The sequence below is a fragment of the Stakelama marina genome (genome assembly GCF_018122655.1).
GTDB lineage: Bacteria > Pseudomonadota > Alphaproteobacteria > Sphingomonadales > Sphingomonadaceae > Sphingomonas > Sphingomonas marina.
This window is the reverse complement of record NZ_JAGRQC010000001.1, coordinates 737387-751094: the sequence shown is the minus strand read 5'-3', so window position 1 is coordinate 751094 and position 13708 is coordinate 737387. Positions and strand designations below refer to the sequence as shown.

Sequence of the window (13708 nt, the reverse complement as noted above, 5' to 3'; positions counted from 1 at the left end):
GCGCACGCCCTGCCCTAACCGCGTCAGCCGATCAACCCGGCCAGGCTATGCCACACACCCAACGAGCCGAGATCGTTGATCGTAACCAGCAGAAACAGCGCCAATATTGCCGCCAGACCGCCGCGAAACGCCCATTCCATCACCTGCGGCTCCACCGGCTTCCGCCGGATCGCCTCGATCGCGTAAAAGAACAAATGACCTCCATCCAGCATCGGCACTGGCAAGAGGTTGATGAATCCCAGATTAATCGAGATCACCGCGATCAGGCTGATGAGCGCCGGCAGGCCCAGCGACAGCTGTTCGCCAGAAATCTTGGCGATGCGGATCGGACCGCCAAGCTCATCGACCGACCGGCGGCCCGTGACGATCTGGCCGAGTCCATCGAGCATCCAGCCGAGTGTATCGCGCGTCATCTGGACGCCCGCCGGCAAGGCCTGAAGCACGCCAACGGGCTGATACACCGGAGCGCCGGGCGCGATGCCGATCTGCCCGCGGCTGAATTCGTTGCCGAACCGGTCGCGCTCGTGGATCGTCGCCAGCGTCAGACTGGTTTTGCGGAGTTCGCCGTCGTGGCGATAGGTCACTGACACCGTTTCAGCGGGGCGCAGGACGGTGAAGTTCGCCAGGTCCTTGAAACTTTCCATCGACCGGCCGTCCATGCTGACGATACGGTCACCGGCCGACAGACCGGCTTCTGCCGCCGGGCTGTTCGCCAGAACGCCGCCGACCGTCGCCGGGGTCCGATCCACGCCTAAGATCATGGCGAATGCCGCAAAGATCAGGATGGCGATGATGAAATTCGTGACCGGCCCCGCGGCAACGATCAGCGCGCGTTGCCATACTGGCTTCGCCTGAAAGGTCCTCGCCCGTTCGGCGGCTGGCAGTTCGAGCCACTGCGCGTCGGGCTGGCTCGCGGGATTCATGTCGCCGGCAAAGCGCACATAACCGCCTAGCGGCAGCCAGCCGAACTTCCACCGCGTACCGCGCCGGTCGGTAACGCCGAAAATCTCGCGCCCGAACCCGACGGAAAAGGCCTCCGCCTTCACGCCGAACCAGCGTCCGACGAAATAATGGCCGAGTTCGTGGAGGAACACCAACGGCCCGAGTACCAGCGCAAAGGCCAGAATGGTCAGCAGAAATCCGGGGTTTTGGGTCAAGCTACGCAGTCCTTAACTCGCTCGTCCGCGATTCGCCGCGCCTCGGCGTCGACGGCAAGTACCGCATCGAGAGTCGCGGGAGCAGGCGGATCATAGCGATCAAGCGTATCGCCGACGATTGCGGCAATTTCGAGGAAGCCGATACGCCGTGCCAGAAATGCGGCGACTGCGACCTCGTTCGCGGCATTGAGGATCGCCGGCTTCGCCCCGCCGGCATCAAGCGCATTGCGGCACAGAATAAGCGCGGGAAATCTTGCCGGGTCTGGCGGCGCGAAATCGAGCCGGCCGATGCTGACCAGATCGAGCGGTTCCATCGGGGTATCGATCCGGTCGGGCCAGCCGAGACAATAGGCGATCGGCGTGCGCATGTCGGGCGGGCCAAGCTGCGCGAGGACCGACCCGTCGACATAATCGACCAGCGAGTGGATTACCGATTGGCGGTGCAGGATGATCTCTATCCGATCATGCGGAACCGGGAACAGCCGCGCGGCCTCGATCAGCTCCAGCCCCTTGTTCATCATCGTCGCCGAATCGACCGAAATCTTTGCGCCCATCGACCAGTTGGGATGCGCCACCGCCTGGTCGGGCGTGACCGAGCGCATATAGTCCAGGTCGCGATCGCGAAACGGACCACCGCTCGCCGTCAGGATGATGCGTCGAATGCGCTCGGGTCGATCGAAATCGAAGCACTGGAAAATCGCGTTATGCTCTGAATCGGCGGGCAGCAGCGTGGCGCCATGCGCCCGCGCGGCGTCGAGGACGACCTCACCCGCCGAAACCAGCGGCTCCTTGTTGGCAAGGATCACCGTCCTGCCCTGTTCCACCGCCGCCATGACCGGCGCAAGTCCGGCGCAACCGACAATCGCGCCCATCACTACATCGGCTTCCATCCGCGCGGCATCGGCAACCGCCTGATCGCCACCGGCGGCTGCGACGCCCGATCCCGCAAGCGCCTCTCGCAGTGCGGGCAGGCAATCCTCGTCCGCAACGACGGCCAATTCGGCACCGGTGCGTTTCGCTGCCGCCGCCAGGCCGGCAACGTCGCGATTGGCCGTCAGCGCCACGACCTTGAATGCGTCGGGCGCGCGCTCGATCAGATCGAGCGTCGACGTTCCGACCGATCCAGTTGCGCCGAGGATCGTGACCCGTTTCATCGGATGACCTCGGGAAGAAACACCAGCAGCGCTGCGATCGGTGCAACGGGAACCAGCCCGTCGAGCCTGTCGAGAAAGCCGCCATGACCCGGCAGCAACGTACCCGAATCCTTCACCCCGGCCCGCCGCTTGAGCCAGCTTTCATAAAGATCGCCTGCCTGTGCGACGACGGCGAGAAACGGGCTGGCGATCGCCAGATGCAAGGGAAGTCCGAAGCGATAGAGTATCGCCCCGAGAAGCGCCGCGCCGACCACGCCGCCCAGCAGCCCCGACCAGGTCTTGTTCGGGCTGACACGCGGCGCGAGCTTGGGGCCGCCCAGATTTCGTCCCGCGAAATAGGCGCCGATATCGCACGCCCAGACCAGCGCCATCGACCAGAAGGCGAGAAGCAGTCCATCAGGCTGTGCGCGCAACCACAGCAACGCCAGTACCGGCAACACGACATACACCGCGCCCACCGCGAGGATCTGGCGCCGGGTGACGATGGCGACGAAGAACATCGCGCCGAATATCAGCCCCAGCGCAAAGAAGCCCGGCCCTGCCGCAATCCATTTCGGCGCCATGATCGCAAGCGGTACGCAGATCGTGAACTGCGCGATCCGCGTGTTGCGCGCACTCGCATGCGCCAGACCACTCCATTCGGCCATCATCAGCAGCGACACCGCCGACAGGATGATCCAGAACAGCCAGTCACCGACCCATAGCGCGAGCGCCGCAAGCGCGATCAGGACAGCGCCCACCGCCGCCCGGACGGGAAGATCGGATCGAGGCGGCAGCGGTGCGTTCACAGGCCGCCGAACCGCCGATGACGGCGCGCATATACCGACAGCGCCTCCTCCAGCGCCGTGCGGTCGAAATCGGGCCATAGCGTGTCGGTAAAAACCAATTCGGCATAGGCCGACTGCCACAGCAGGAAATTGGAGAGCCGTTGCTCGCCCGATGTTCGGATCATCAGGTCGAGCGGCGGGAGGTCGTGCGTCGCGAGCGCCCCTTCGAACATCGCTTCGTCGATGGCGTCGGCCGTGATCTCACCATCCTCGACCCGCTTCGCGAGCGCTCGCGCGGCCGCCGTGATCTCCGCCTGAGAGCCGTAATTGAGCGCGATCACCAGCGACGGTCCGCCATTGCGTTCGGTCCGCCCGACGACATCGTCGATCATCTCGACCAGATCGGGCGCGAGCGCACGATAATCGCCGATGACGCGCAACCTGACGTCCTCGCGCACCAGTTCTTCGACTTCCTTTTTCAGGAAACGGCGCAGCAACCCCATCAGGTCGCCAACCTCTTCCTGTGGCCGCCGCCAGTTCTCCGACGAAAAGGCGTACAGCGTCAGAACTTCGATACCCAGGTCGCGGGCCGCGCGCGAAATGTGGCGCACGGCCTCTACGCCCTGCCGATGGCCGGCAATGCGCGGCAGGTGCCGGGCCTTTGCCCAGCGGCCGTTGCCGTCCATGATGATCGCCACATGGCGCGGCGTATGAACGTCGGGCGCGCCGGAAGCCGGCCTGGGAGCCGGATTGGGAATCACTGGCCGAGGATTTCCTTTTCCTTCGCCTGCGCCGCCGCATCGATATCTGCGATCGTCTTGTCGGTCAGCTTCTGGACATCATTTTCCAGCCGCTTGCGCTCGTCTTCCGACAGCTCACCCTTCTTTTCGTCGGCCTTCAGGCTGTCCATCCCGTCGCGGCGCACGTTGCGCGCGGCGATACGAGCCTTTTCAGCATATTGCCCGGCCAGCTTGGCAAGTTCCTTACGGCGATCTTCGGTCAGGTCGGGAATCGGCAGCCGGATATTCTGGCCATCGACGATCGGGTTCAGGCCAAGCCCGGCCGACCGGATCGCCTTGTCGACCGGCGTGACGTTCGATTTGTCCCACACCTGCACCGACAGCATGCGCGGCTCGGGCGCGGAAACGGTCGCGACCTGATTGAGCGGCATGTTGGCACCGTACACCTCCACGGTGACCGGATCGAGCAGCGTCGTGGAGGCGCGGCCCGTCCGCAGACCGGCAAGATCGTGCTTCAGCGCGTCGACCGAACCAGCCATGCGGCGTTCGAGATCGGCCTTGTCATATGCGGCCATGGTTTGCGTCCTCTTCTAGTCTGCGTTGTTGCGGACGATCGTCGACGTTCCGTCGCCGCGAAGGGCATCGGCGAGATTGCCCTCGCTGCGGATATTGAAAACGACGATCGGGATATTGTTGTCGCGGCACAGCGCCACGGCGCTGGCGTCCATGACCTTCAGGTCGTCCGCGAGCACACGGTTGAAGCTCAGCGCCGAATAGCGCTTTGCATCGGGATTCTTTTTCGGGTCGGCGTCATAGACGCCATCGACGCTCGTCCCCTTGAACAGCGCGTCGCAGCCCATCTCAGCGGCACGCAGCGCAGCGGCCGTATCGGTGGTGAAAAACGGATTTCCGGTGCCGGCGGCAAAGATCACCACGCGCCCCTTTTCCATGTGGCGCACGGCGCGGCGGCGGATATAGGGTTCGCACACGCTCGACATCGGGATCGCGGACTGCACCCGCGTATCGACGCCGATATGTTCGAGCGCATTCTGCATCGCGAGCGCGTTCATCACCGTGGCGAGCATGCCCATATAATCGGCGCTCGCCCGGTCGAAGCCCTTGGCGGCCCCGGCGAGTCCGCGGAAGATATTGCCGCCGCCGACGACGACGCACAGTTCGAAACCGGCATCCTTGGCGGCGGCGATTTCACGCGCCACGCGTTCGCAGGTTGCGGGGTCGATGCCGAACTCGCCCTCGCCCATCAGGACCTCGCCCGACAGCTTGAGGAGGATACGGTTGAAGCTGGGGGTCGTCATGAAGCCAAACTGTCTGGAAGGAATAACAAAGCGGCGCGGACCTTAGAGGGGCCGCGCCGCGATGCCAAGCGATGAAACGGACGCAGCCCGGTTTCCCGTGCCGCGCCCGTCAGTTCCGCAATATTACTTCTTCACGCCGGCAGTGGCCGCAACCTCTGCCGCGAAATCACCCTCTTCCTTCTCGATGCCTTCACCGAGCTGGAAGCGGACATAATCCTTCAGTACGATCTTCGTGCCGGCATCCTTGCCCGCCTTGGCGACGACGTCGGCAATCGGGGTCTTGTTGTCCATCACGAAGATCTGGCTGAGAAGCGCGTTTTCCTTGGCGAACTTCTTCACCGAACCTTCGACCATCTTTTCGATGATCTCGGCGGGCTTGCCCGATTCCTGCGCCTTTTCCATGGCGATCTGGCGCTCGCGCTCCAGCACGTCCTGATCGAGCCCGCTTTCGTCGAGCGCAAGCGGGAATGCCGCCGCGATGTGCATCGCAAGCTGCTTGCCGAGCGGTTCGAGAACATCGACACCGGCATCCGATTCGAGCGCGACGAGCACGCCGATCTTGCCGAGGCCGGGTTCGACCGCGTTGTGGACGTAGGGAATGACCGCGCCCTGCGAAACCTCGAGCCGCTGCGCACGGCGGATCGACTGGTTCTCGCCGATCGTCGCGATATTGTTGGTCAGCGCCTCATCGACGGTCGTGCCCGACGGCATCTTGGCGTTCTTGATCGTCTCGACATCGTCGCCTTCGGCAAGCGCGATCTGCGTCACTTCGCGGACGAACGCCTGGAACTGGTCGTTCTTGGCAACGAAGTCGGTCTCGGAATTGACCTCGACCGCGGCGCCCTTCGGACCCGCGACGGCAACGCCGACCAGGCCTTCGGCGGCGGTACGGCTCGACTTCTTCTGCGCGGCCGCTAGGCCCTTGGTACGCAGCCAGTCGGCGGCCGCTTCGATGTCGCCACCCGATTCGGTCAGCGCCTTCTTGCAGTCCATCATGCCGGCGCCGGAGCGCTCGCGCAGTTCCTTCACCGCTGCGGCAGTGATCTCGGCCATGTCTATCTTCCTCGTATATCAGCTATGGATGCGGGCGGGATAAGGCCAACGCCCTACCCCGCCCGTATGTCAATTCGGCGAAAGGGCTCAGGCGTCGATCTGACGCTCACCCTCTGCGGCGGTTTCAGGCTCGCTGGCCGCGGCCTTCGCCTCGGGGTCCTTGCCCTCGTCGGCCTTCGCCTTGGACTCTTCGGCAAGCGCGGCTTCCGCCGGCGGCTCGTCCATCGCGCCCAGATCGGCGCCCGACTTCGCCATCGCTTCCTGGCCACCGCGCGTCGCGGCGATGCCTACCGCCTCGCAATACAAGCGGATGGCGCGGCTGGCGTCATCGTTCGCCGGGATCGGGAAGGCGATGCCGTCGGGCGAAACGTTGGTGTCGAGGATCGCGACGACCGGAATTCCGAGCGTGTTGGCTTCCTTGATCGCCAGCTCTTCCTTGTTGGCGTCGATGACGAACATGATGTCGGGCAGACCGCCGAGATCGCGGATACCGCCCAGCGAAAGCTGCAGCTTGTCATGCTCGCGGGTAAGCTGAAGGACTTCCTTCTTGGTCAGACCCGTGGTGTCGCCCGACAAGCGCTCTTCAAGGCTCTTGAGGCGCTTGATCGAGCCCGAAATCGTCTTCCAGTTGGTGAGCATGCCGCCCAGCCAGCGGTGGTTGACGAAGTGCTGACCCGAACGCATCGCGGCTTCGGCGACCGGCTGCTGCGCCTGGCGCTTGGTGCCGACGAACAGAACCTTGCCGCCCGACGCAACGGTCTGGCTGATAAAGTCCAGCGCGCGCGCGAAAAGCGGCACGGTCTGCGAAAGATCGATGATGTGGATGCCGTTGCGATCACCGAAGATATAAGGCTTCATCTTCGGGTTCCAGCGGTGCGTCTGGTGTCCGAAATGCGCGCCAGATTCAAGCAACTGCTGCATGGTGACGGTAGGTGCCGCCATAGGGATATCTCCTTCCGGTTAGTCCGCTGGGAGGCGATGACCCCTGAAAGGGGCACCGGTTTATGTGCTTCCCATGTGGAATTGAGGCCGCGCGATTAGCCGAACCGCCGAAACAAATCAAGCGTTGACGATGGAACGAACATGGAACATATAGTGTTCCTAACAGGGGCGAGGAACAAATTGGCCTGGCATCGCTTTTGGCAGGCACGTTCCAGCAGCTCGGCAGGCAAGGAGCCGGATGATGGGTTCGATTATAGCATTTCTCGTTTTTGGCAGTGGGCTGACGCTCGCCCTGTGGACGATCGTAACGACCGTGCGGCCGCAAATGTCGCGCATCGTCTCGCTGCTTCGCGACGGTGCATCGATGGATCTGCATCTGCCGCCGCTGCCGCCTATTCAGCCGTCGCGCGAACGCGTCACGGCTCGGGTACAGGCTCCAGCGCAGGCGCCGTACCGGCGCGCAGCCGCTTGATCCGGCGATAGCCGCGAATGCTGAACGGGATCGTCAGCAGATAACCTGCGGTGAGCACGGTCAGCGTTTGCCACGGCGCGGTCACGAGTGCCGCGCCCGCAATGACCACCACGACAAGCGCCTCGAACCGGATATGGCGCCGCAGCTTTAGCGAAGACCAGGAATAGGTCGCCAAGCTCGACACCATCAGGAACGCGCAGAAGGCGACCCACGGCGTCACCAGCCATGGCGAGCGAAAGATATCGAGGCCGGTGAATATCCACGCATAGAGCGGAAGCATCGCCGCGGCCGCACCCGCCGGTGCGGGGACGCCGGTCAGGAAGCCCGCCGATTTGTGGGGCTGGTCCTCCAGGTCGATCCGCGCGTTGAACCGCGCAAGACGCAGCGCGCAGAATACGGCATAGAGCAGCGCGACGATCCAGCCGACCTTCGGCACCGCGATCAACGCCCATAGATACATGACCAGCGCCGGCGAAACGCCGAACGAAATCGCGTCGGAAAGCGAATCGAGTTCGGCACCGAACCGGCTTTCGGCGCGGACCAATCGCGCGATCCGTCCATCGATACCGTCGAGGACGCCGGCTATCAGGATCATCAGCACCGCACGTTCCCAGTCGGTCGCGATCGCGAACCGAACGCCCGTCAGGCCGAAGCACAACGCAAGCGCGGTGACCGCATTGGGCACCACGGCGCGAAGCGGAATGCCCCGCTCCACGCGATTACGGCGCGGGCGCCTCACTGTTCGATGCCCGTGACCGCCGATCCGCCGGCGCGGCCGATAACCGTCTCGCCGGCGATGCTGCGCTGCCCCAGCGCCACCTGACAGGTAATCGAATCGGGGAGATAGACATCGACGCGGCTGCCGAAGCGGATCAGCCCGACCCGCTGCCCGGTCGCGACGATGTCCCCCGGCTTCACGAAGCTGACGATCCGCCGCGCGACAAGCCCCGCGATCTGCGTGAAGCCGACGCGCATCCCGTCATGCCCCTCGACAAGGATATGCTGGCGCTCATTCTCCTCGCTGGCCTTGTCGAGATCGGCGTTGAGAAACTTGCCCGAGATATAGACGACGCGCCGGATGGTCCCGGCAATCGCGGTGCGGTTGATGTGGACGTCGAACACACTCATGAAGATCGAAACCCGCACCAGCTCGCCGTCGCCGAGCCCGTCCTCGCCACCAAGCTCGACCGGTACGGGAACGCGCTGGATCATGGTGATAAGGCCGTCGGCGGGCGCAACGATCAGTCCCTCCCCCGCCGGCGTCACGCGCACCGGATCGCGGAAGAAGGTCGCGACCCAGATCGTCACGCCGATCAACGGCCAGGTCAGCCAGTCGAGCCACGGCACAAGCCAGAAGACAAAGGTGACGACCGCGGCGATCAGGACATATTTGCGCCCCTCCGGATGGACGGCGGGAAAACGCCATTTGACGGTCGTCGTCGTGGTCGAGGGCTTATCGAGAGATGACATGCGCTTGGGTGTAGCTGTGCCACTGATGCAACACAATGCCGTCCGTGACGTTCAATCCAACATATCGCCGCCGACCGGGCGCGCCGACCGCTGCAAGGTTGATCGGTCACCGCCATGCCCGTAGGAGGCAACTCAATTTCCAACCAGACAAACAACAAGCGAGATACTATGGCCAAGATCAAGGTGAAAAACCCCGTCGTGGAGATCGACGGCGACGAGATGACCCGGATTATCTGGGAATGGATTCGCGAGCGCCTTATCAAACCGTATCTCGACATCGGCCTCGAATATTACGACCTGTCCGTGCAGAAGCGCGACGAGACCGACGACCAGATCACGGTCGATGCGGCGAACGCGATCAAGAAGCACGGCGTCGGCGTCAAGTGCGCGACGATCACCCCCGATGAGGCGCGCGTCGAGGAATTCGGCCTGAAGAAGATGTGGCGCTCGCCGAACGGCACGATCCGCAACATCCTGGGCGGCGTCGTCTTCCGCGAACCGATCGTGATGTCGAACGTCCCGCGGCTCGTCCCCGGCTGGACCAAGCCGATCGTCGTCGGCCGCCACGCATTCGGCGACCAGTACAAGGCGACCGACTTCAAGGTGCCGGGCGCCGGCAAGCTGACCATGAAGTGGGAAGGCAAGGACGGTGCGGTGATCGAGGAGGAAGTGTTCGACTTCCCCGATGCCGGCGTCGCGATGGGCATGTACAATCTCGACGGCTCGATCCGCGATTTCGCGCGCGCCTCGATGAACTATGGCCTGCAGCGTAAATGGCCGGTCTATCTGTCGACCAAGAACACCATCCTCAAAGCCTATGACGGTCGCTTCAAGGACATCTTCCAGGAAGTGTTCGAGAGCGAATTCGAGGACAAGTTCAAGGAAGCCGGCATCGAATATCAGCACCGCCTGATCGACGACATGGTCGCCTCCGCGCTCAAGTGGCACGGCGAATTCGTCTGGGCCTGCAAGAACTATGACGGCGACGTGCAGTCCGACCAGGTCGCGCAGGGCTTCGGTTCGCTGGGCCTGATGACCTCGGTGCTGATGACGCCCGACGGCAAGACGATCGAGGCCGAGGCGGCGCACGGCACGGTTACGCGCCATTATCGCCAGCACCAGCAGGGCAAGGCGACCTCGACCAATCCGATCGCGTCGATCTTCGCGTGGACCGGCGGCCTGAAATATCGCGGCAAGTTCGACGACACGCCCGATGTCACCAAGTTCGCCGAAACGCTCGAAAAGGTCTGCATCGACACGGTCGAGGGCGGCGACATGACCAAGGATCTCGCGATCCTGATCGGTCCCGACCAGAGCTGGATGACGACCGAGCAGTTTTTCGAGGCGATCCGTGCGAACCTCGAAACCGAAATGAAGAAGCAGGGTCTCGGCTGATCCTACCTATCCTCTCCCTCGATGGGAGAGGATAGCGAAGCCTGCCGTGCGAACGGCTAGCGGAGCTTGGTGAGGGTGAGCGGAGCGCAGCTCGGCAAGATTGCCGGGCAATCACCACCCCTCACCCGGCTTCGACTAAGGCAGCAAGCTGCCAAGTCTACGCATCCCTCTTCCACAAGGGGAGATGGAGCGACCGGGCCAATTCACCGCTTCGCCTCAGGCGAACGGACATGCTCCGGCCTGAACCCAAGCCCTATCACCCGCGCCGGAATACGGCGCAGCGCCGCGACGCGGTCGATCGCACGCGCGATCAGCGGCGGTCGTTCGAGCGGTGTGCCGCCTTCGAGCAACGGCGCAATCACGCGGTCCTGAATTGTCTTTTGCATCGCCTGGGTAAGCCGTGTCGGCAGCATGCGCCGCTCCTCGATCTCGTGCAGCAGCGGATCGGGATCATCACCCGCCGCCATCGGTCCGGCCAACGCATTCGCCGCGGCGACCGCGTCCTGCACGGCAAGGTTGATGCCGACGCCGCCGATCGGCGACATTGCATGCGCGGCATCCCCGATGATCTGAAGCCCCGGCCTGTGCCATTTTTCGAGCCGGTCGACCGTCACGGTCAACAGCTTGATGTCGTCCCAGCTTGTGATCGCATGGGCCGCTTCCGCCGTCTCGGGGCCGACCGACCGGACACGCTCGCGAAAACTGTCGAGACCCTTGCCCCGGATTCCGTCGGCGGAACCCTTCGGGAATACGAAGGCGCATTGCCAATAATCACCGCGGTCGATCAGAACGAAGATACGCCCGGTTTCGAACACCCCCATCGAATCATTTTCGGGCTGCCGTGTCTTGGGAAGGCGGAACCAGAATACATCCATCGGCGCCCCGATCGTTTTCGACGGAAGATCCACCTCGCCACGAATGGTCGAATGGCGGCCGTCGGCGGCGAGCACCAGCCTGCTACGTACCTCGCCGTCGGTCGTCCGAACGCCTGCGGCCCTGCCCGCCCCTGCGACCAGCCCCGTCGCCTCGCATGACTGGTGCAGCGTAAAGTTAGGATAGCGCTGCGCGACGTCCGCGACGAAATCGAGAAAATGCCATTGCGGCATCAGCGCGATATAGGGTGCGGGAACCGGAAGACGGGTGAAATCGACGAGCTGCAACTGCTCGCCCGCAATGCGCGCGCCGATCCTGTCCACGCGCTGATGCGGGCGCTCTAGCAATTCGTCGAGCAACCCGAGTTCGTGGAATATCGCAAGCGTCGAGGGGTGAACCGTGTCGCCGCGAAAGTCGCGCAGGAAGTCGCCATGCTTTTCCAGCACCATCGTCCGCACGCCGGCACGCGCGAACAACAGCCCGGCGACCATCCCGGCAGGACCGCCGCCGACGATACACAGGTCAGTGTCGATATCGGCCATTGCGACATGACAATGCACCATTTTACCGCTTAGATGAATGCCATGGCGTTCAGTCTTGAAAATGGCGGTTTCAGCGATGCGCTGGTGATCCTCGGCGCGGCAGGCCTGGTGATCCCGGCCTTTGCCCGTTTCCGGATCAGCCCGGTGATCGGTTTCATCCTGGTCGGTCTGCTCGTCGGGCCGGCGGGTCTCGGCGCGCTCGTGCCCCAATATCCGCTGCTCTATTACGTCACCATTTCCGACCCGCACGCGATCGAGCCGTTTGCGGAATTCGGCATCATCCTGCTGCTGTTCTCGATCGGGCTCGAACTTTCGTTCAAGCGATTATGGTCGATGCGAACGCTGGTATTCGGCGTCGGCGCCGCCGAATTACTCGTGTCGGGACTGATCATCGGGGTCGCGTTGTACTTTATCGGTCAGGCATGGGGCGGCGCGATCGGGCTCGGCCTCGCGCTCGCCCTATCCTCGACGGCGCTGGTACTTCCGCTAGCCGGCACGCAAAGCGCGTCGGGCCGCGCGGCCTTCGCGATGCTGCTGTTCGAAGATGTCGCGCTCGTGCCGATCATCTTCCTGCTCGGCGCGCTCGCCCCCAATGCCGCCGATGAGGGCTGGTCGAACCTCGCACGCGTTTTGATCCGCGGTGGCATCACCATCGCGATTCTGTTCGTCGGCGGTCGCCTCGTCCTTCCGCGCCTGTTCGCCCAGGCCGCGCGGACGAAAAGCCCCGAACTGTTCCTCGCGGCAAGCCTGCTCGTCGTCATCATCGCCAGCCTTGCGACCGCGGCGGCTGGGCTGTCGCCCATCGTCGGCGCGCTGATCGCCGGGCTGCTGATCGCCGAAACCGAATACCGCGCGGAGGTCGAGGTGATGACCGGCCCGTTCAAGGGGCTGGCGCTCGGCGTGTTCCTCATCACCATCGGAATGCGGCTCGACCTGCGGCTGGTGGCGATGAACTGGGGGCTGCTGCTCGTCGCGATCCTCGGCGTCATGCTGGTAAAGGCAGCCGTGACGACCGGGCTCGTAAAGCTGACCGGCGCGCGCACCGGCACGGCGGCGGAAACCGGAGTGATGATGGCGAGCCCGTCCGAAACGACGCTGATCGTCCTTGGCGTTGCGAGTGCCGCCGGGTTGATCCTGCCATCGACCGCCGCGTTCTGGACGACGGTCACCGCGATCGGGCTGACGATTACGCCGCTGCTTGCCAAGGCCGGGCAACTCATTTCCCGGAGTATCGAGCGCCGTTCGGACAGTTTGCCGCCAGAGGCCGAGGTGACCAGCGAAGGCCCGGGCACCGTGATCATCGGCTTTGGCCGCGTCGGTCGCACCGTCGCCGACATGCTTCAGACGCATGAAAAGAAATTCATCGCGGTCGAAGCCGATATCGACGCGGTCAATGCCGCGCGCCGCGAAGGCTATCCGATCATCTTCGGCGACGTATCGCGTTCCGAACTGGTCGACCGGCTCAATCTCGGCCGTGCCGATGCGCTGATCCTGACGATGGACGAACCGGTGCTATCGGTCCACCTGACCAAGCGCGTGCGCGGCTGGGTACCCAATATTCCGATCATCGCGCGTGCACGCGACTGGAACCACGCGGCCGAACTCTACCGCGCGGGCGCCACCGATGCCGTGCCGGAGACGCTCGAAAGCTCGCTTCAGCTGTCGGAGGCAGTGCTCGTCGACCTTGGCGTCGCGATGGGCCCCGTGATCGCCTCGATCCACGAAAAGCGCGACGCCATGCGCAAGGCAATCCAGGACGCGGCAAAGCTAGACCGCGAACCCCGGCTCAGGCGCACGAAACTCGACGAGAGGGGTTCCGAAGCCTGA

Annotated in this window: 13 protein-coding genes; 2 read left to right on the top strand and 11 right to left on the bottom strand. The window is 63.8% G+C overall.

What is annotated here, in order from left to right; genetic code table 11:
- Positions 1-23 precede the first annotated feature (23 nt).
- From rseP to J7S20_RS03505, 10 genes are all read right to left on the bottom strand, one after another.
- Positions 24-1157, bottom strand: coding sequence for an RIP metalloprotease RseP (gene rseP / locus J7S20_RS03550; RefSeq protein WP_284052848.1), 1134 nt, complete (start codon positions 1155-1157; stop codon positions 24-26).
- Complete coding sequence (locus tag J7S20_RS03545) at positions 1154-2311, bottom strand: 1-deoxy-D-xylulose-5-phosphate reductoisomerase (protein WP_284052847.1); 1158 nt, start codon at positions 2309-2311, stop codon at positions 1154-1156. The genes rseP and J7S20_RS03545 overlap by 4 nt, the downstream gene beginning before the upstream one ends.
- On the bottom strand, positions 2308-3099 hold the full coding sequence (locus J7S20_RS03540) for a phosphatidate cytidylyltransferase (RefSeq protein WP_284052846.1): 792 nt from the start codon (positions 3097-3099) through the stop codon (positions 2308-2310). The genes J7S20_RS03545 and J7S20_RS03540 overlap by 4 nt, the downstream gene beginning before the upstream one ends.
- A complete protein-coding gene (locus tag J7S20_RS03535; RefSeq protein ID WP_430980896.1) occupies positions 3096-3839 on the bottom strand; it encodes an isoprenyl transferase in 744 nt (247 codons plus the stop codon). The genes J7S20_RS03540 and J7S20_RS03535 overlap by 4 nt, the downstream gene beginning before the upstream one ends.
- Complete coding sequence (gene frr, locus J7S20_RS03530; protein WP_284052845.1) at positions 3836-4393, bottom strand: ribosome recycling factor; 558 nt, start codon at positions 4391-4393, stop codon at positions 3836-3838. Before frr ends, J7S20_RS03535 begins: the two co-directional genes overlap by 4 nt.
- A gap of 15 nt (positions 4394-4408) precedes the next feature.
- Positions 4409-5134, bottom strand: coding sequence for a UMP kinase (pyrH, locus tag J7S20_RS03525; RefSeq protein ID WP_284052844.1), 726 nt, complete (start codon positions 5132-5134; stop codon positions 4409-4411).
- 123 nt (positions 5135-5257) lie between these two features.
- On the bottom strand, positions 5258-6187 hold the full coding sequence (gene tsf / locus J7S20_RS03520; RefSeq protein WP_284052843.1) for a translation elongation factor Ts: 930 nt from the start codon (positions 6185-6187) through the stop codon (positions 5258-5260).
- An 87-nt stretch (positions 6188-6274) separates the two neighbouring features.
- The gene (gene rpsB, locus J7S20_RS03515) at positions 6275-7129 is read right to left on the bottom strand and encodes a 30S ribosomal protein S2 (RefSeq protein WP_284052842.1); all 855 of its coding nucleotides are present in this window, start codon (positions 7127-7129) and stop codon (positions 6275-6277) included.
- A gap of 416 nt (positions 7130-7545) precedes the next feature.
- Entirely contained in the window at positions 7546-8340 is a 795-nt protein-coding gene (locus J7S20_RS03510) for a CDP-alcohol phosphatidyltransferase family protein (protein WP_284052841.1), read from the bottom strand.
- Positions 8337-9071 (bottom strand): phosphatidylserine decarboxylase, encoded by a 735-nt coding sequence (locus tag J7S20_RS03505; protein ID WP_284052840.1) that lies wholly within the window; start codon positions 9069-9071, stop codon positions 8337-8339. Before J7S20_RS03505 ends, J7S20_RS03510 begins: the two co-directional genes overlap by 4 nt.
- Before the next feature lie 168 nt (positions 9072-9239).
- On the opposite strand from J7S20_RS03505, the gene J7S20_RS03500 reads away from it, so the two are divergent.
- The gene (locus J7S20_RS03500) at positions 9240-10466 is read left to right on the top strand and encodes an NADP-dependent isocitrate dehydrogenase (RefSeq protein ID WP_284052839.1); all 1227 of its coding nucleotides are present in this window, start codon (positions 9240-9242) and stop codon (positions 10464-10466) included.
- A gap of 203 nt (positions 10467-10669) precedes the next feature.
- Here the strand turns inward: J7S20_RS03500 and J7S20_RS03495 are convergent, their stop codons facing one another.
- Entirely contained in the window at positions 10670-11881 is a 1212-nt protein-coding gene (locus tag J7S20_RS03495; protein ID WP_284052838.1) for an FAD-dependent oxidoreductase, read from the bottom strand.
- A 42-nt stretch (positions 11882-11923) separates the two neighbouring features.
- Here J7S20_RS03495 and J7S20_RS03490 point away from each other — a divergent pair, with 42 nt between their 5' ends.
- On the top strand, positions 11924-13708 hold the full coding sequence (locus J7S20_RS03490; RefSeq protein ID WP_284052837.1) for a cation:proton antiporter domain-containing protein: 1785 nt from the start codon (positions 11924-11926) through the stop codon (positions 13706-13708).